The sequence below is a fragment of the Desulfovibrio sp. genome, assembly GCF_041907885.1.
Taxonomy (GTDB): Bacteria; Desulfobacterota; Desulfovibrionia; order Desulfovibrionales; family Desulfovibrionaceae; genus Desulfovibrio.
Map to the genome: position 1 here is coordinate 1 of NZ_JAYRGM010000008.1, position 1,124 is coordinate 1,124.

General features: G+C 58.8%; 1 protein-coding gene and 1 pseudogene. Both read left to right on the forward strand.

The features are described from left to right. A partial coding sequence (locus tag ACE3NW_RS06145) for a F0F1 ATP synthase subunit gamma (RefSeq protein ID WP_374281463.1) occupies positions 1–653 on the forward strand: 653 nt, incomplete at its 5' end. After that, positions 650–1,124, forward strand: a pseudogene (locus tag ACE3NW_RS06150) (F0F1 ATP synthase subunit beta); the annotation flags it as partial. The gene ACE3NW_RS06145 and the pseudogene ACE3NW_RS06150, both read left to right, overlap by 4 nt.

Sequence of the window (1,124 nt, forward strand, 5' to 3'; positions counted from 1 at the left end):
GAAACGCCCACCCCCTGCTGGCAGAGCATGAGGAAAAGAAACACTGCGCCATCGTGCTGGTTACATCAGACCGTGGCCTGTGCGGCAGCTTTAACGGCAACATCATCGCCACCGCTCTGCGTCTGGCGAAGGAAAAAGCCGGGGCTGGAATGGAGATCAGCTTTGCCTGTGTGGGACGTAAGGGCCGCGACGCCATTCGTTCTGCCGGACACAAGATCTTCGCGGCCTATGGTGACCGCATGGGTAGCATAGACTTCCCCTTGGCCAGCTCTGTGGCACAGGAAGTTATCCACGGCTACGAAACCTTCGCATTCGACGAAGTGTGGTTGATTTACGGCGAGTTCGTATCCATGGCAAGCCAGCCTGCCCGCACCCTTCGTCTGCTGCCGCTGCAAACGCCGTCAGCCGACGAGGTTGCCAAAGAGTCTGGCACACCCAGTTGCGAATACGTGTACGAGCCGCAGGAAGAAAAGCTGTTGGCGGAGCTTCTGCCCCGCTACGTCAAGGTGCAGGTTTACCGTGGCATGTTGGACACCTCGGCCAGCGAGCACGCCGCCCGCATGGCTGCCATGGACAACGCCACCCGTAACTGCAATGAGATGATCAACATGCTGACGCGGCTCTATAACAAGACGTTAAGGAGCCAAACATGAGCAAAAACATCGGTAAAGTCGTTCAGGTTATCGGCGCCGTTGTGGACGTAGAGTTCAGCGACGGCAACCTGCCGAGTATCTTCACCGCCCTGGAGATAACCAACCCGAACAATAGCGATGCTCCCAGCCTCATCTGTGAGGTTGCGCAGCACCTGGGCGACAACGTCGTTCGTACCATCGCCATGGACGCCACTGAAGGCCTTGTCCGCGGCATGGACGCGATCGACACCGGGAACCCCATCATGGTTCCCGTAGGCAAGGCCGCCGTTGGCCGTATCCTGAACGTCATCGGTCGCCCCGTTGACGAACTGGGCCCGGTTAACGCTGAAAAGCACTACCCCATCCACCGTCCTGCTCCGGCCTTTACAGACCTGAACACCAAGGTGGAACTGCTTGAAACCGGCATCAAGGTCGTTGACCTTCTTGTTCCCTTCCCCAAGGGCGGCAAGATGGGCCTCTTCGGCGGCGCCG